We start from the raw sequence: 16,281 nt of genomic DNA on the forward strand, positions 1-16,281 counted from the left end.
TTAAGAGGAGGATGTTTTTATGAAACAATTTACAATTACAATTGCCGGCGGTGGAAGTACTTTCACCCCGGGAATTGTCCTCATGCTGCTAGATAATCAAGAGAAGTTTCCGATTAAGGAAATCAAGTTTTATGATAATGATGAAGCCCGTCAAGCAACGATCGCCGGGGCAACGGAGGTTATTTTGCAGGAGAAAGCACCAAACATTAAACTCACTGCAACGACGGACCCAGAAACGGCTTTCTCTAACACAGACTTCGTTATGGCTCACATCCGTACGGGTAAGTATGCCATGCGAGAGCAAGATGAGAAAATTCCTTTAAAGCATGGTGTTGTAGGCCAGGAAACGTGTGGGCCGGGTGGTATTGCATACGGCATGCGCTCGATTGGCGATGTGCTTGAACTTGTTGATTACATGGATAAATACTCGCCTGATGCATGGTTTTTGAATTATTCTAATCCGGCAGCGATTGTTGCTGAAGCGACACGGAAATTGCGTCCGCATTCGAACATCTTAAACATTTGTGATATGCCGATTGGAATTGAAGAATTAATGGCTGATGCCATTGGTCTTTCTTCACGCAAAGAGATGGAAGTTGACTACTTCGGTTTAAATCATTTCGGCTGGTGGACAGGTATTCGTGATAAAGCTGGAAATGACTTACTACCACAAATTCGTGAGCATGTATCAAAATACGGCTATGTTACAGATAATGAGTCTCTGCAGCATTCAGATGCAAGCTGGAACAGTACATTTGCAAAAGCAAAAGATGTACAAGCGCTTGATCCAGAAACGGTGCCAAACACGTATTTGAAATATTACTTCTATCCGGATCACGAAGTTGCGAAGTCAGATGCAAGCTATACCCGGGCGAACGAAGTGATGGATGGCCGCGAAAAGTTTATCTTTGGGGAATGCCAAAAAATCATCGATAGTCAAACAGCAAAAGATTCAGAGCTTCATATTGATGAGCACGCGTCTTACATTGTTGATTTGGCAAGGGCAATCGCATATAACACGAAAGAGCGGATGCTTTTAATCGTTGAAAATAATGGTGCGATCAGCAACTTTGATGCGACTGCGATGGTTGAAGTGCCTTGTATCGTTGGAAGCAAAGGTCCTGAACCACTTACGCAAGGAGAAATTCCGCGTTTTCATAAAGGATTGATGGAGCAGCAGGTGACGGTTGAGAAGCTCGTCGTTGAAGCGTTTGAATATGGTTCATATCAAAAACTTTGGCAGGCATTAACGGTTTCAAAAATTGTTCCAAGCGCCAAAGTCGCTAAAGACATTCTTGACGACTTACTAGAAGTGAATAAGCCTTACTGGCCTGAATTGACGTAATCGTCTTGCTTTAGTGCGTTAACGATCGGTATGAAAAAGGGTTTGGTCATCGAAAAAGATGATCGAACCCTTTTTGTTTCTGCAATTAAACCACAATGCGCTAAATGAATCTTTTACATAAGAACATTACTTCTAATATGATTATCCATACCTTTATTTAGGTATAAAGAATCATGTTTAAAGTTGGTGTCAGGAGTTCAGCGGGATTTTTTGCTGTGGGGAGGTCGTGTAAAATAAATAACTGTACTTACTAAAGCATTTAATGTATTTTAAAAGATTGCCGATACAATATGTAAATCAGCTCATATAGGAGATAAGTACGATCTTAAACATAATTTAATATTTTTAGAAAAAGAGGAGAGCCTACATGCAATTATTCCGCAGAAAAGAACGAACCGAAGAAGCACAATGGTCGCAGCCGCATCAAGAGCCAAAAATTGATGTTCCAAAAGAGACGGCTTTACAGCTAGACATGATTCATTTTACACACGAGGATGCTCGCCGACTGCAGCGGCTTCAGCCCATTGTTGAAAAGCATATTACGTCAATTGTAGATGCGTTTTATCAAAATCTAGATAAGCATAGCGGACTTGAAAAGATTATCGATACCCACAGTTCAAAAGATCGTTTAAAAAAGACGCTGCGCCGTCATCTTGTAGAAATGTTTTCCGGTGAAATTGATGAAGCTTTTTTAGAACAGCGGATGACAATTGCAGTTCGTCATGTTCGGATCGGTCTTGAACCTAAATGGTACTTGGCATCATTTCAAGATTTACAGCAGTCGTTATTTCAAATGATTCGAGACGAAGTACAGGATACAAGTGAAGTGTTTGATCTCATTCAATCGGCTGGAAAAATTATCGGATTTGAACAACAGCTTGTATTAGAAGCTTACAATGGAGAGCATGAACGTATCCGGCAAGATGACGAAGCAGAAAAAGCAGCGTTAATCGAACAAATTTCAGAAGCTTCAAGTCAACTTAGTGCAATTTCCGAAGAAACGAACGCAAAAACAAAGAATGTAGACGCAAAAGCGCAGGCTGCACGGTCTCACATGCAAAACAGTGCTGAACGTTGTGGTGAAGTTGAACAAATTGCTAAACAGGGAGCAGCGAGTCTGCAGTGCCAGGATGAGTCGGCAAAAACTTTGCTAGATGAAGTTGAAACCATCCAAAGTGAAGTAACTTCTTTACATCAATCTGCAAAGCAAATACGTGAAGTAATTACAATTGTGGAAGAAATCGCTGAGCAAACGAATTTGCTGGCACTGAATGCCTCAATTGAAGCGGCGCGTGCTGGTGAAGCAGGTAAAGGATTTGCGATTGTCGCTCAAGAAGTGCGCAAGCTGTCTGAACAGACGAAAGACTCGGTAGAGCGGGTCAGTTCGCTTGTGAAAACGACAGGTGATCAAACGTCACGTGTGTCTGAAGGTATCAATCATGTAAAAGTACAAGTGAAAGAAAGTTCACAAGGTTTAAGCGAAACGAATCGCGCTTTCCATCAAATTGGTTCATCAAGTGAAAGTGCTCGGTCTGTAAGTGAGGAAGTTGAAGTAGAAATTAATGACCTTTCTTATTATCTTCAAGAAATCGATCAAGCAATGGAAGTACTTGCAAAAGAATCGGAAAGTTTGAGTGCTTCGCTTGACGAAGTGAGTGAAAGAAGTGCCACCGCTTAAAAAAATGAAAGAACCGGCCCTCATGTTTCGAGGACCGGTTCTTTTTACGTTTCTTCTGTTACCACATCAACAGCCCCTGTTTCAGGGTGGATAACTAAGCCGTGAACGGCTGTGTCGTCTGGAAGGAGCGGATGCGTTCGGAGGAGTTGTACGCTGTCGCTTACATTCTCCTCTACGGTTGTAAAGCCGTTCAACCATGCGCCTGCTTGCGCTTCGCTTTCGAACGTATCGGCGATTTGTGCTGCTGTTGAGCTGCGGGATTTTGCTTTTTCCACAATGTTACTGCCTTCCATACCAATCATGCCGCAGCCATGATGACCGATCACATAAACTTCTTCAGCCTCAAGCTCATACAGGGCGACTAAAATACTGCGTACGATGCTATCTTCCAAAGAGGTAACAACTGCACCGGCATTTTTTACAACTTTCGCATCACCATTTTGTAAACCGAGTGCTTTTGGCAGAAGTTCAATGAGCCGTGCATCCATGCATGTTAAGATGACAGCTTTTTTATTAGGAAGCTTTGAAGTTAGATATGGCTCGTAAGCCTTTGTTTCGACGAAGTGCCGGTTATGCTCGAGCATGGCTTGTAGTTGCTTTGACATACGTGTACCCCTCTCATGAATAAAATTTTCATTGACTTTTATTTTACTAAAGAGGGAGCATTGTTGCTAGTCCACCGATTTAATTGACGGTTTCTGGTGTATATTCACTACCAGCTTCTACAGTTTCAGCATTGGCAATGGCCTGTTCATGAAATTCCGGAAAAATGAAGACGAGTTTTTCATGCCAAAACTGAATCACCGGCCCTAGTAATACTGTGATGACTAATGTACCCCAACCGACAGGGCCACCGACGAGCAAGCCAGCAGTGGCGGCTCCAGCGGCTACAATTGTCTGTGAAATGCCAAGGCCGATATTAAACCGCTCGCTGACCGCGAGAAACAGCTGGTCTACAGGTGCGCGTGGGAACATCGGCAGGATATAAAGCGCGACACCGAGTCCGATAGCAAGCAGGCCGCCTGAAAACATACCAAGCTGCATGTAAAACGGGGCAGCGGCCATGTTCAAGCCACCAAAAACAACCTCAAGCCAAAAATCATAAACAAAACTTTCTAAAACTAACGGAATTAACGCCGCTACTTCTGGACGGGCTCCCATAAGGCGAGCGTTCACAAAAATAAAGATAAATTGAAACAGTCCATACCAAAAGCCTGCAGTTAGTGCGACGTTTTCAGATAAGCCTACAAATAAAGCGGACCAAAACCCGGTTCCAAGCGTTGAATAAATTACTAATGCAACCCCGAAAAAGTTGATCATCATTCCTAGACTGTAAACAAGTATACGAGAAAAAAGCATGAACACTCACCTCCTAATGAGATATATATTGTTGAATTAAATTCATGAATCTTGAGCGCTTCTTACGATGCCTTAGAAATTCTAATACGTTCTCATACCTTTTGACAACACGTTTTGTACAAAAAATTTTGTATAGTGTAAAGTCGGAAAATTCGTGGAACATAAAAAAACAGCCCAGCTTGAAAAGCAGGCTGTTCGTGTATGATTAATCCCTTTTTTGTAATGTAGGGTCATTATGTTTGAAAGATGGCGCTTTGCTGAACGATTCAAACAAGCTTTTTGCTTCAGCGTTTTTGTAAGGCGAGTAAAAACGGTGGATTGTTCCGTTGATTAATATAACCGTAGCGGGCGACGTGTACTTCTTCTTGATGTAGGTTTTCCACGTAGTTGAGTAGTTCATCACGCTCCAATGCCCCTTCTGGATGGCCGTGATACACAACAATTAAAATTAAAGTTTCTTTTTTTGTATGAGCAAGCAGCTGCTTTAAGGCGGCAATGGTAGAGTCACTGCTTGTCACAATCGATTTGTCACTACCTGGCATGTAGCCAAGGTTAAAAACAGCCGCGCGCACTTTTGTTAACTCGGTTGGGCCGAGCTTCCTTACCATGTCAGCGTGACTAACTGCATGAAGTTCGATGTTTTCTAATACTTCGTGATCCACTGCTCTTTTCCGGGTTGCTTCGATCGCAGCTTCCTGAACATCAAAGCTGTGCACCCGTCCTTTTGGTTTCACAAGATCAGCTAAAAAAACGGTGTCATGACCTTTTCCGGCGGTGGCATCGAGCGCCGTATCTCCAGATAGCAAATGTTGAGAGAGCAGGTGGCGTACAAAGGGGAGTATCTGATACAGAGTCAAAGCGTCATCTTTCCTCTCCAGTAAATTTACAGCATTATTATAGCATAAAAATTTTCATAACAAATTTCCGATTGTATGAGCGGCTGAACTCCTCTACAATTAATTCGGGTATCGAAAAGAGAGGAGGTGCGGCTGTGCCAAAAATTTTATGGTTAATTATTTTAGGAATGGCTGTTAACGTAACGGCAGTATCGTTTCTCTGGCCGATGAATACAATCTTTATCCATCAAGAACTCGGTCAGCCGCTCGCAGCAGCAGGTATTGTACTGATGTTTAATGCTGGTGCCGGCGTAATCGGTAATTTAATCGGCGGCCGGCTGTTTGATAGGATCGGTGGATATTGGACGATTCTTCTTGGGCTTGGGATAGCTTTAATAAGCGCTGTACTTTTAGCGTTTTTCCATAGTTATTATCAATATATCGCTTTTCTTGCCGGGATTGGTTTTGGAGGCGGCATGACGTTTCCGGCCTTTTATGCGATGGCGGGAAATGTCTGGCCTGAAGGTGGTCGGCGTCCGTTTAACGCCATTTATGTTGCGCAAAATGTTGGCGTTGCTTCCGGTACGGCCATGGCCGGGGTCGTTGCATCCATTGAGATGGACTACATCTTTTTTGCCAATGCTTTAAGCTATGTGCTGTTAATATTATTTGCAGCAGCAGCTTATAAAGGTGTGGAAGTGAAACGGAGCAGCGCTGGTACAGGTGGGCTGCAGGAAGCAGCAGGTTCACAGAAATACCGGTTAAAAGCTTTGTTCATTTTATGCGGCGGTTTTATCATTTGCTGGATTGCGTATGTGCAGTGGCAGTCCAACGTATCGGTTCATATACAAAGTTTAGGCATTCCTCTGTCTAGTTACAGTGTGCTTTGGACCATTAATGGCGCAATGATCGTTTTGATGCAGCCAATCATGGCTTTTGTCGTGCGGCGATGGGTCACCTCACTGAAAGGGCAGCTGTATACAGGGGTTACAATCTTTGTGATCTCCTTTGCTGTGTTGTCACAGGCGGAAGTGTTTGCTGGGTTTTTAGCAGCGATGATCATTTTAACAATCGGTGAACTGTTTGTTTGGCCGGCTGTTCCGACAGTTGCCTATCGTTTGGCGCCGCCCGGCAAGGAAGGATCGTATCAAGGACTCGTCAATAGTGTAGCTACCGGCGGTCGTATGATCGGTCCGTTGTTTGGCGGGGTCATTGTTGATGCGTTTGGCATGGGCGTATTGTTTTACGTACTTTTGGCTACGTTTGGAATAGCGTTCTTATGTGTTGCCCTGTTTGACCGTCCGTTAAAAAGGCATGGCGAAACCGTTGAGAGGGATGCAGAACAGGCGGCTTAAAAGCAGGCCGTTTCTTGACATTCGATGACGAAATCTCTACAATTATTGTGACAATTGGAAAAGAAGCGAAACAACGATGACAAGGAGTAGTAAATCATCACCCGGGATGTTAGAGAGCCGGCGGCAGGTGCAAGTCGGTCGAAGGGGATGTTTGAACTCGCCTGTGGAGTTGCAGTGGTGAAAACGTACAGTTGATAGCTGCTGTCGTGCCCCCGCGTTAAGGGATTGAGTGAACAGAGCGGCAAATCCGTTTTGTTAATGTGGGTGGTACCGCGGGATTCGTATGCAACGAAACCTCCCGTCCCTAGGCGATGAGCCGGAGGATGGGAGGTTTTTTCGTACGTAAACTGAGCAGTTGTTCATTATAAAGGAGGCGTAATGATGGCATTTTCGCATCAATCGATCGAAGCGAAGTGGCAAAGATATTGGGAAGAAAATAAAACGTTTAAAACATCAGATGATGATTTGGAAAGACCAAAGTATTATGCACTCGACATGTTTCCATACCCGTCCGGATCAGGACTTCATGTGGGTCATCCGGAAGGTTATACAGCGACAGACATCTTGTCTCGCATGAAGCGGATGCAGGGATACCGCGTCCTTCATCCAATGGGCTGGGATGCGTTCGGTCTGCCTGCAGAGCAGTATGCGTTAGAGACGAACAAACATCCACGTGAGTTTACGCAGGCAAACATTGATAATTTCCGCCGGCAGATTAAATCTCTCGGTTTCTCCTATGACTGGGACCGGGAAGTGGATACGACGGACCCGGCTTATTATAAGTGGACGCAGTGGATTTTTATCCAGCTTTACAAAAAAGGCCTTGCTTATATTGATGAAGTCCCTGTGAACTGGTGCCCGGCCCTTGGTACAGTGCTTGCAAACGAGGAAGTTGTCGATGGTGTCAGTGAGCGCGGCGGTCATCCTGTTGTGCAGAAACCGATGAAGCAGTGGATGCTTGCCATTACAAAGTATGCTGACCGCCTGTTAGAAGACCTTGAAGAACTGGATTGGCCGGAAAGTATTAAGGATATGCAGCGCAACTGGATCGGTCGTTCTGAAGGCGCAGATGTTCGCTTTAGCGTTGATGGAAGCGAGCAGACGTTTACAGTGTTTACAACACGTCCGGATACTTTGTTTGGCGCCACGTACTGTGTGTTTGCGCCTGAACATGAATTGGTCGACAAAATAGCGACAGAGTCGCAGCGTGCAGCAGTCAATGCGTATCGTGATGAAGCAGCGGCTAAAACCGAGTTGGAGCGTACAGAGCTTCAAAAAGATAAAACTGGTGTGTTCACCGGGGCATATGCAGTGAATCCTGTAAACGGTGAAAAGCTGCCAATCTGGATTGCAGATTACGTGCTTGCAAGCTACGGGAGCGGTGCGATTATGGCGGTGCCGGCGCACGACGAACGTGACTACGAGTTTGCAACTGCATTTGACTTACCGATCCGTGAAGTTGTTGAAGGCGGTGACATCTCTGAAGCAGCATACACAGAGGATGGTCCGCATACACAATCTGGCTTTTTAAATGGTTTGTATACAGACGAAGCGATCACAAAAATGATTGACTGGCTCGAAAGTGAAGGTAAGGGTGAGCGTCAAGTGACGTACCGCCTCCGTGACTGGTTATTCAGCCGTCAGCGTTACTGGGGCGAACCAATTCCGGTCATTCACTGGGAAGATGGCTCGATGACTCATGTCTCTGAAGATGAACTTCCGATAGAGCTTCCGGAAATGGATGAGTTTAAGCCTTCTGGTACCGGCGAATCCCCACTTGCAAACGCGACGGAGTGGGTAATTGTTGAGGATCCGGCAACGGGGATGAAAGGGCGTCGTGAAACGAATACGATGCCGCAGTGGGCTGGCAGCTGCTGGTACTACTTGCGCTACATTGATCCAGACAACCCGGATGCGTTGGCAGATTGGGAGAAGATGAAAGCATGGCTGCCTGTTGATATGTATATCGGAGGGGCAGAGCACGCAGTACTTCACCTCTTGTATGCTCGCTTCTGGCACAAGTTTTTGTATGATATCGGTGCGGTACCAACGAAGGAACCATTTCAGCGCCTATACAACCAAGGGATGATTCTTGGTGAGAATCACGAGAAAATGAGTAAATCCAAGGGGAACATTGTAAACCCTGACGATATTTTAGAAACACATGGTGCAGATACGCTTCGGTTGTATGAAATGTTTATGGGGCCTTTAGATGCTTCGATTGCATGGTCTTCAAACGGCCTCGATGGCGCCCGTCGCTTTCTTGACCGTGTCTGGCGCTTAGTGGCTGATGAAAATGGGGCGCTTCGTTCTGTGATTCAGAAAGATGCCGACACAGATGCGCTTGCGAAAACGTACCATGAAACTGTTCAGAAGGTCACAGAAGATTTTGAGAACCTCCGTTTTAACACCGGGATCAGCCAGTTAATGGTTTTTATTAATGAGTGTTATAAACAGGAGGCCATCCCGGCTTCGTTTATTGAAGGGTTTGTGAAGCTGCTGTCCCCGGTAGCTCCTCATATCGCAGAAGAACTCTGGTCGATTCTCGGCCATGAGGGTACAATTGCTTATGAGCCGTGGCCGGTTTTTGATGAAAGTTATTTAGTTGAAGATGAAGTAGAGATTGTTGTACAAATTAATGGCAAAGTCCGCTCTAAATTGATTGTGCCTGCGGATATCGATAAAGAAGAACTTGAAAAGCGGGCTTGCGAAGATGAGAAAGTACAGGAAGCGATCCAAGGACAAACTGTGCGAAAGGTCATCGCTGTTCCAGGTAAGCTCGTCAACATTGTAGCAAACTAATTAAAAAATCCCGGCTCCCTTTGAAGGGGGGCCGGGATTTAAGATTATCGACAAAGTACAAAACTTAACATTAACTCGCAACTTACTGCGCCAACCGCCGCGGGCTGCCCGATTAAGAGGGGAAAATCGAACAATGAACGTGACCAACACTACCGACGGGCGCTTTCCCGAGGGCTTGGCTTCAGCTAACTTGTTCGGATTGATTTCCATTCGAACAAGTGGATCTTCAGCCTGCGCTCGATCCTCTGGGAGTCGCCGTCTATCGTTTCGGTCACTTATACATTTAAAGGTCAGCAAGCGTTTCTAATGTATTTGGTTCGCTTGATTGTTCATAAAGCATCGTTATGAAATTCATTCATGTAGCTATTTCTTGATCAAAGGATCTCTACAATTCATACCATCAAATGACGAAAGGTTGACGAGCATCGGCGGCGACGCCACCAGGAATAGCGCGAGCCGAAAATTAACGCGCAGCTCACTGCTCACTTATTCTGGGCAGTGCCTCAGCCGAAATGCGAAGTCAGCTGAAAAAGGCAGCTAACCTTTATTCGCTAGAACTTCAAGCGCCGCGCCGCGCCCAGCTGTGTAGCCGGTGGAGAACGCACAAGTAATATTAAAGCCGCCGGTGTAAGCATGAATATCAAGCAGCTCGCCGGCAAAGTACAAGCCATTTGTCTTTTTAGAGCCCATCGTTTTTGGATGAACTTCTTTAATTGAAACACCGCCGCCTGTGACAAATGCATCTTCAATAGAAAGGGTGCCGTCAGCGTGTATTTTAAACTGCACCATTTCCTGTGCGAGTGCACGGAGCTCGTCTTGGTTAACTTCCGCTGCTGATTTTTGCGGGTCAATCCCTGCCTTTGTTAAAAGAAGCAGCAGAAGACGTTCCGGTGCCCAGGCTTTGAGCGCATTTTTTACTGCTTGTTTACCGCTTTCCTGTAAAGTACGGTTGAGCTGTTGAAATAAGCTTTCTTTATTGTCATCGGGATAAAGCGAGAGTTGCATCTCCACAGGGGGTTGATTTTGTTTTTTTAGTTGTTTGACGACGTATTGACTGCAGCGAAGCACGATCGGCCCGGATATACCAAAATGGGTGAAGACCATATCCCCGCGGTGGGCTTTAATTTGCTTGCCGTTTGGTTTATGAACAGATAACTGCACATCTTGAAGTGATAGCCCTTGCAGTTCCTTTGATTGAATAAAAGCATCAGGTGAAGTAATCGGTACTTCGGTTGGGTAGAGTTCCGTGATCGTATGACCGGCCGTTTCTGCCCAAGGATAACCGTCCCCTGTACTGCCGGTGTGCGGCACTGATTTACCTCCTGTTGCTAAGATGACCGCACCTGCTTCAAAAAAACGGCCGTCTTTCATCTTAAGGCCTTGCACCTGGCCGTCTTCATATACTGGATGGTCAATTTCTGCTTTTGTTTGCATTTCAACACCGAGGTCTTCAAGTTTATTTAAGAGTGTACGCACGACAGTCACTGCTTTATCATTAACCGGAAACATCCGTCCCATATCTTCCTCTTTTAGTGGTACGCCGAGCTCTTCAAAAAATGATATGATATTTTCGTTGTGAAATACTGAAAATGGGCTGTGCATAAACTTTCCGTTACCAGGAATGTGTTCAATCAACCGGTCGAGCTCCATCCGGTTCGTGACATTGCAGCGCCCGCCCCCAGAAATCGCGAGCTTACGGCCGAGCTTTTTACCTTTATCGACGATTAACACACTTGCACCGTGTTCGGCGGCACTAACACCGGCCATTAAACCGGCCGGTCCGCCACCGGCAACAATGACATCATACGTACGCATATATAAAAATCCTTTCTAACTTTTCGTATTTCTGCATTGCTTATTGTAGTGAACATCAAGCCTAAAGGCAACCGCATGTGCATGTTGAAGTGGATGTACGGGTATAAAGATAAAGGAGTAAGTTTAAGGAGGTAATACATTGTTAACAGCAGTGACGGTTCAAACATCAGCTCGTGACGATATGATCGATGTAACAAACCAAGTAAGAGAAGCGGTGCAAAAGAGTGGAGCAAAGCAGGGACTTGTGACCGTATTTGCTACACATACCACTGCCGGAATTACAGTCAATGAAAATGCAGATCCGGATGTAGAGCGGGATATGCTGCGCCGACTTGATGAAGTGTATCCGTGGCATCATGACAAGGACCGGCACGCAGAAGGCAACACGGCCTCCCATTTAAAAGCAAGCACGGTCGGCACAGAGCAGACGTTAATTTTAGAGAGCGGTGCGCTTGTACTCGGTACGTGGCAAGGTGTGTTTTTCTGTGAATTTGACGGTCCGCGTGAGCGTAAGTTTTACGTGAAAGTGCTTGAAGGGTAAAATCAGTGGCAGCTGAACTGTTCATATGAAAAATGAAGGCAGGGGGAGCGGGTGCTTGTTTTGAATTTGCATGCACAAACCCCCGGCCGGATTTTTGTATAAGAAGAACATGTTTGTCAGTCATTTGACAAACATCGTTTTACGCATTGTGATAAAATGCAGACGCATACGTTTACATAGGGGCTGAAAATATGGCAAATGGTTCATTATTGCGGGGGACATTAATTCTTACCCTTGCAACATTTATATCAAAAACACTCGGGTTAATTTATATTTTCCCATTCACAGCCATGGTTGGACAGCAAGGGCTGGCATTATATACATACGGATATCTTCCTTATACGATTTTACTTAGTTTAGCAACGATGGGTGTGCCGATGGCAGTATCGAAATTTGTTTCAAAGTACCGGGCTTTAGGTGACTATGAAACCGGCTACCGCTTATTCCGTTCAGGAATTGTCGTCATGGCAGTTACAGGGTTTGTCGCTGCGGCCGCGTTATTTTTACTTGCTCCGGTTATGGCCGGCTGGATCATTTCTAACCCAGATGAACTTGAAGGTAATCAAATGTCGGATGTCGTCTTTACGATTCGAATGGTCAGCATTGCACTGCTGATTATTCCGGCAATGTCGATCGTCCGTGGTTTTTTTCAAGGTTATCAATCTATGGGACCGACAGCTGTTTCACAAGTCGTTGAACAAATTGTACGGATCGTGTTTATCCTTGCGAGTGCTTTTTTAGTGTTATATCTATTAGAAGGGACCCTTGGAACGGCGGTTGGACTTGCTGTATTTGGCGCATTTATTGGCGGGCTCGCATCAGCTGCAGTCCTCTGGATGTTCTGGCGACGCCGGCGTGAAGGGATTTTAGCCGATGTGCGCGCAAGTACGGTGCAGCACAACTTAAGTTATCAAACAATGTACAAAGAATTGATCGCTTATGCGCTGCCGCTTTCATTTGTAGGTCTTGCAATTCCGTTGTTTCAGTTTGTTGATTTATTCACATTTAACGATTTACTCCAGGCAGGCGGTTATTCCCAAGGGGAAGCAGAAACAGCTTACGGGGTTTTCGCTCAATCTGCACATAAGCTGATTTTAATTCCGATGGCGCTTGCAACAGCGATGTCGATCAATTTAATTCCATCGATCACTAATGCCTATACAGAAGGCAGCCGCGAGCATTTGCATCATCAAATGACACAGGCTTTTCAAATTGTGTTGTTTTTAACAATTCCGGCAGTTGTGGGCCTGTCAGTACTCGCACTTCCGGCATTTGGTACATTGTACGGTTTTGAGGATCTTGGTACCGGTAGTACAATCTTGCGTCATTATGCCCCGGTTGCTGTACTTTTTGCTTTGTTTTCTGTGTCTGCAGCTATGCTGCAAGGGTTGAATGAACAAAAATACGCAGTTGCAGCTTTAATCATTGGAGTCGTTGTGAAGTTGGGACTTAATGTATGGTGGATCGGTTTGTTTGGTCCGCTTGGTGCTGTTTATGCTACAGCTGCTGGTTATGTTGCAGCAATTGCGATTAATTTCTGGGCACTGCGTAAAACTGCCGACTATGCATTTGGTCACCTTGTCAAACGATCCATTTTGTTTGTATCTATGGCAGCGGCTATGGCTGCAGCTGTATGGGTGGTACGTGAAGGTGCCGTTGAATTCTTCGGGTTCTCCGGCTGGAGCGATGCTTTTCTCGTACTTGTCTTCAGCGTAGCTGCAGGGGGGCTACTGTATTTTGTTTTATCCTACCGTACAGGTGCTGCTGGTGAAGTATTAGGTTCACGTTTTGCGTTTCTGCGGCGCCCGCCGCGCTCGTAAGTTGACAATCCGAGAAGAACCGCCGCTTTCGGCTCTTTTTTGGCCGTCATCCTGGTGGTATAATAGATTCAATTCCAATTCATGGTTTTTAGAGGAGGGCTGTTATGCTGAGGTTTTTAAAAGATTATGATTGGGTGCTTATTTCAGCAGCAGCCTTGCTTACAGTGTTTGGCATCTTAATGGTTTATAGTGCGAGCTATCCTTTGGCGATTTCAAATGGGCAAGCACCTTCACATTATGCGGTGCGGCAGCTCATGTGGGCAGGGATTGCAGTCTTTGTGTTCATTGTTCTGCTTTTATTTCCGTATCGTAAACTAAAGTCATTAAGTCCGTGGTTAATCTTTGCTTCAATCATTGCGCTTTTACTCGTTATTTTGATCGGCACAGAGATCAACGGCGCACAGCGGTGGATTTCTCTAGGACCGCTGCAAGTACAACCATCAGAATTTGTGAAGCTGACTGTTATCATTTACTTAGCTCAAGTTTACTCACAAAAACAGTCATATATTGATAAAATTGGCTCAGGATTAGCCCCGCCACTTGGCATTGTAACTATCATTTTCACGTTCATTTTATTGCAGCCGGATTTAGGAACTGGCGCTTCAATCTTATTAACTTCAGGTGTCATTGTTTTCTTATCCGGTGCTCGCATGCTTCATATCATTTCAATTGGTCTGGCCGGTACTGGTGCTGTTGTTTTTGTGGCCCAGTTGGCAGATTACCGTATGGACCGTGTTGTTGCCTTTCATGATCCATTTTCTGTACAGATGAACGAAGGCTTGCAGTTAATTCAATCTTATATTGCGATTGCTCACGGCGGGCTTACCGGCACAGGTTTAGGGGAAAGTGTACAAAAAATGTCTTACCTTCCGGAGCCGCACACAGATATGATTTTAGCCATTGTTGCTGAAGAACTCGGCTGGCTTGGGATCGGTTTACTGCTTGCATGTTTTTTAGTTGTCGGTGTACGCGGTCTGTTGATTGGCACACGCTGCCGTAATATGTTTGGAAGTCTGCTTGCATTAGGCATCGTTTTTCAGTTGTTTGTGCAGTTTGCATTTAATGCAAGTTCTGTCGTAGGTTTAACACCAATCACAGGAATTACTGTGCCATTTGTTAGTTACGGAGGTTCATCGCTTCTTGTTTCGATTGCAGGTATTGCGATTTTGGCAAACATATCAAAAGCAAATGCCCGTGAGCGTCGAGAAGAAGAAACCTACGATGATGGTGAACCGGAAAAGGCAGCGTCAGTACCGGAAGAATCGGTACGCAAAGTGTGAGGAAGGTGATTAAATGCTGGTTGTAGGTTACGGTCGGCTCGGGCAGCTGATGGCTCACGTTTTTCAAACACAGCCTGCTCCAGTGTTCAACCGAACGCGAAAGCATGTAGATGAAGCATCTAATGCCGTTTATGTTGGGCCGGAGGACTTTGCTAAGCATCATACTGTATTTCTTGCCTTACCGCCGACGGCTTACGAGTCGTTTTTTCAAACGTACGGGCCATATTTTGCAGAAGAGACGATGTTTTTTCATATGGCAACCGCTTGTAATGTTGAAGAAGCAGCCGCAATCGCTTCGCCGTTTTCGGTCGTGCCTTTAAAGCTTGCCGGACACGCAGAGACATCCCTGCAAGCAGATGAGGCCGTTTTTGCACTGCCTGCAGCTTACCAAATGTATCAAGCTGAAGTTAAGTCTGCTTTAAACGAGCGGGCAGTTGTTGTGGAAGCCGAGGAGTCTGACGTCCGTGAGGGAAATATGGCTGTAACGAAGGCAGTCATTCTTATGATGCGTCAACTTGAAAAAACATTAGAAGAAGAAGGTGTAGCTAACGAGCTGCACCGCGGCATTTTACGAACAATTCCATCGGGGGTGGCTGCAGCTTATATGGAGAACAAGCTGGGTGGCTTCGCTCGAAAAATCATTGAAGAAGAGGACCGAAAGCAGGGGAGCGATAACGATGCGACTTGATAAATGGCTTGCTCATATGGGTTATGGAACGAGAAAAGAAGTCAAGCAGATGTTAAAAACCGGTGAGGTTACTGTAAATGGAGAAAAAATTAAAGATCCAGGCTTTCAAGTCACCCCGGATGAAGATGAAGTGTTCGCCGGGAGTGAAGAAGTGGTTTATCAGTCAACCTTGTATGTATTGATGCACAAGCCTGAAGGGGTTATAACAGCAACAAAAGATGAGGAGCATGAAACGGTTCTCGATTTATTAGAAATTGATGATGTCATCTTAGAGCCGTTTCCTGTTGGGCGGCTTGATAAAGATACGACAGGCCTGCTGTTATTAATGACAGACGGTAAGCTTGCACATGCGCTAACTTCCCCTAAAAAAGAGGTAGCAAAAACATACGAGGCTGAACTGGCCCAACCAGTGAGTGAAAATGATATACAAAAGCTTGAACAAGGTATTGCACTTGAAGATGGGTTCATCACTGCGCCAGCTCATATTGAAGTGATGAATGAAACGAAAAACTTGGTTCATATTACCATTATAGAAGGAAAGTATCATCAAGTAAGACGGATGTTTGGTGCAGTTAGTAACCGTGTAGAGAGATTAAAGCGGGTGGCGTTCGGCCCGATCACACTTGATGAGCAAGATTTAGAGCCAGGTGAATACCGAGATTTAACGGAGGAAGAAGTGGAGCAGCTGGTTAAGGCGGTTCAATTGAATGGATAACAAACGGCAAAAAGCTGTCCTGTTCGCAAAAGGACAGCTTTTTGCCG

13 protein-coding genes, 1 pseudogene and 1 other annotated feature are annotated in these 16,281 nt (G+C 45.2%); of the genes and pseudogenes, 10 read left to right on the plus strand and 4 right to left on the minus strand.

Annotated elements, in window-relative coordinates; genetic code table 11:
- Window positions 1–19: 19 nt before the first annotated feature.
- The 3 genes and pseudogenes from B0H94_RS09280 to B0H94_RS15530 all read left to right on the plus strand — a co-directional run bounded on the left by B0H94_RS09280 (window position 20) and on the right by B0H94_RS15530 (window position 3,023).
- On the plus strand, window positions 20–1,345 hold the full coding sequence (locus B0H94_RS09280) for a 6-phospho-alpha-glucosidase (RefSeq protein ID WP_106588978.1): 1,326 nt from the start codon (window positions 20–22) through the stop codon (window positions 1,343–1,345).
- Between the two features lie 367 nt (window positions 1,346–1,712).
- A pseudogene (locus tag B0H94_RS15525) lies at window positions 1,713–2,243 on the plus strand (protoglobin domain-containing protein); the annotation flags it as partial.
- Between the two features lie 156 nt (window positions 2,244–2,399).
- On the plus strand, window positions 2,400–3,023 hold the full coding sequence (locus B0H94_RS15530) for a methyl-accepting chemotaxis protein (RefSeq protein WP_427909945.1): 624 nt from the start codon (window positions 2,400–2,402) through the stop codon (window positions 3,021–3,023).
- Between the two features lie 44 nt (window positions 3,024–3,067).
- Here B0H94_RS15530 and B0H94_RS09290 read toward each other — a convergent pair whose 3' ends face one another.
- From B0H94_RS09290 to mnmM, 3 genes are all read right to left on the minus strand, one after another.
- The gene (locus tag B0H94_RS09290; RefSeq protein ID WP_106588980.1) at window positions 3,068–3,628 is read right to left on the minus strand and encodes a beta-class carbonic anhydrase; all 561 of its coding nucleotides are present in this window, start codon (window positions 3,626–3,628) and stop codon (window positions 3,068–3,070) included.
- Window positions 3,629–3,707: 79 nt separating this feature from the next.
- Entirely contained in the window at window positions 3,708–4,382 is a 675-nt protein-coding gene (locus tag B0H94_RS09295; protein WP_106588981.1) for a YczE/YyaS/YitT family protein, read from the minus strand.
- 284 nt (window positions 4,383–4,666) lie between these two features.
- Window positions 4,667–5,239: a tRNA 5-(aminomethyl)-2-thiouridylate-methyltransferase MnmM gene (gene mnmM, locus B0H94_RS09300; RefSeq protein ID WP_106588982.1), complete on the minus strand. Its 573-nt coding sequence runs from the start codon at window positions 5,237–5,239 to the stop codon at window positions 4,667–4,669.
- 134 nt (window positions 5,240–5,373) lie between these two features.
- Between mnmM and B0H94_RS09305 the strand changes: the two genes are divergently transcribed.
- Window positions 5,374–6,573 (plus strand): MDR family MFS transporter, encoded by a 1,200-nt coding sequence (locus B0H94_RS09305; protein ID WP_106588983.1) that lies wholly within the window; start codon window positions 5,374–5,376, stop codon window positions 6,571–6,573.
- Window positions 6,574–6,640: 67 nt separating this feature from the next.
- Window positions 6,641–6,882 (plus strand) — a binding site (T-box leader).
- 72 nt (window positions 6,883–6,954) lie between these two features.
- Window positions 6,955–9,375: a leucine--tRNA ligase gene (gene leuS, locus B0H94_RS09310; protein ID WP_106588984.1), complete on the plus strand. Its 2,421-nt coding sequence runs from the start codon at window positions 6,955–6,957 to the stop codon at window positions 9,373–9,375.
- Between the two features lie 537 nt (window positions 9,376–9,912).
- On the opposite strand, the gene B0H94_RS09315 is transcribed toward leuS, so the two are convergent.
- The gene (locus B0H94_RS09315) at window positions 9,913–11,190 is read right to left on the minus strand and encodes a BaiN/RdsA family NAD(P)/FAD-dependent oxidoreductase (RefSeq protein WP_106588985.1); all 1,278 of its coding nucleotides are present in this window, start codon (window positions 11,188–11,190) and stop codon (window positions 9,913–9,915) included.
- A gap of 139 nt (window positions 11,191–11,329) precedes the next feature.
- Between B0H94_RS09315 and B0H94_RS09320 the strand changes: the two genes are divergently transcribed.
- From B0H94_RS09320 to B0H94_RS09340, 5 genes are all read left to right on the plus strand, one after another.
- Window positions 11,330–11,731, plus strand: coding sequence for a secondary thiamine-phosphate synthase enzyme YjbQ (locus tag B0H94_RS09320; protein WP_106588986.1), 402 nt, complete (start codon window positions 11,330–11,332; stop codon window positions 11,729–11,731).
- A 191-nt stretch (window positions 11,732–11,922) separates the two neighbouring features.
- On the plus strand, window positions 11,923–13,551 hold the full coding sequence (locus tag B0H94_RS09325; RefSeq protein WP_106588987.1) for a putative polysaccharide biosynthesis protein: 1,629 nt from the start codon (window positions 11,923–11,925) through the stop codon (window positions 13,549–13,551).
- A 104-nt stretch (window positions 13,552–13,655) separates the two neighbouring features.
- Window positions 13,656–14,831 (plus strand): putative lipid II flippase FtsW, encoded by a 1,176-nt coding sequence (gene ftsW, locus B0H94_RS09330; protein WP_106588988.1) that lies wholly within the window; start codon window positions 13,656–13,658, stop codon window positions 14,829–14,831.
- A 13-nt stretch (window positions 14,832–14,844) separates the two neighbouring features.
- Window positions 14,845–15,519 carry a hypothetical protein gene (locus tag B0H94_RS09335; protein WP_106588989.1) on the plus strand — a complete coding sequence of 225 codons (675 nt, stop codon included), beginning with the start codon at window positions 14,845–14,847 and terminating at the stop codon, window positions 15,517–15,519.
- Complete coding sequence (locus B0H94_RS09340) at window positions 15,509–16,234, plus strand: pseudouridine synthase (RefSeq protein WP_106588990.1); 726 nt, start codon at window positions 15,509–15,511, stop codon at window positions 16,232–16,234. The genes B0H94_RS09335 and B0H94_RS09340 overlap by 11 nt, the downstream gene beginning before the upstream one ends.
- Window positions 16,235–16,281 lie beyond the last annotated feature (47 nt).

Source organism: Salsuginibacillus halophilus (assembly GCF_003014715.1).
GTDB classification, from domain to species: domain Bacteria; phylum Bacillota; class Bacilli; order Bacillales; family Marinococcaceae; genus Salsuginibacillus; species Salsuginibacillus halophilus.

Excerpts from the sequence above, each read along its gene's own strand:
- B0H94_RS09325 (WP_106588987.1), top strand. The coding sequence starts at position 11,923 with ATGGCAAATGGTTCATTATTGCGGGGGACATTAATTCTTACCCTTGCA.
- B0H94_RS09315 (WP_106588985.1), bottom strand. The coding sequence starts at position 11,190 with ATGCGTACGTATGATGTCATTGTTGCCGGTGGCGGACCGGCCGGTTTA.
- B0H94_RS09295 (WP_106588981.1), bottom strand. The coding sequence starts at position 4,382 with ATGCTTTTTTCTCGTATACTTGTTTACAGTCTAGGAATGATGATCAAC.
- B0H94_RS09335 (WP_106588989.1), top strand. The coding sequence starts at position 14,845 with ATGCTGGTTGTAGGTTACGGTCGGCTCGGGCAGCTGATGGCTCACGTT.
- leuS (WP_106588984.1), top strand. The coding sequence starts at position 6,955 with ATGGCATTTTCGCATCAATCGATCGAAGCGAAGTGGCAAAGATATTGG.
- B0H94_RS09280 (WP_106588978.1), top strand. The coding sequence starts at position 20 with ATGAAACAATTTACAATTACAATTGCCGGCGGTGGAAGTACTTTCACC.
- B0H94_RS09290 (WP_106588980.1), bottom strand. The coding sequence starts at position 3,628 with ATGTCAAAGCAACTACAAGCCATGCTCGAGCATAACCGGCACTTCGTC.
- B0H94_RS15530 (WP_427909945.1), top strand. The coding sequence starts at position 2,400 with ATGCAAAACAGTGCTGAACGTTGTGGTGAAGTTGAACAAATTGCTAAA.
- B0H94_RS09340 (WP_106588990.1), top strand. The coding sequence starts at position 15,509 with ATGCGACTTGATAAATGGCTTGCTCATATGGGTTATGGAACGAGAAAA.
- ftsW (WP_106588988.1), top strand. The coding sequence starts at position 13,656 with ATGCTGAGGTTTTTAAAAGATTATGATTGGGTGCTTATTTCAGCAGCA.